The sequence below is a fragment of the Pseudoneobacillus rhizolycopersici genome (genome assembly GCF_054786815.1).
The window spans coordinates 1-288 of the sequence record NZ_JBTOOE010000078.1; the positions used below are offsets into that span (position 1 = coordinate 1).

A 288-nucleotide genomic window follows, 5' to 3' on the forward strand; every position below is an offset into this window, starting at 1 on the left:
GGGCAAACGCGTGGAGATGGTATACGACGCCGATACGATCGACATCTTCCACGGTTTTACCCATGTGACCACGCATCATCGCAACGATACCCCGTATGAATACACGACCAAGCCGTCCCACAATCTGCCGGGACGCAAGGGGAGCTGCGAGAGTGACTTGCAGGAGCTCCTTTCCCGCGCGGCCGTGATCGACAACATTGTTGTTCACTACCTGCGTGCGGTCATCGAGGACAAGCGTTATCCGGAACTTGCATTCAGAGCGTGCCGTGGCATCATGAACCTGGAGAA

General features: G+C 56.2%; 1 protein-coding gene. It reads left to right on the top strand.

From position 1 onward, the window contains the following. On the top strand, positions 1-288 hold a 288-nt coding region (locus tag ACX9YW_RS22920), incomplete at both ends, for a hypothetical protein (protein ID WP_460351020.1).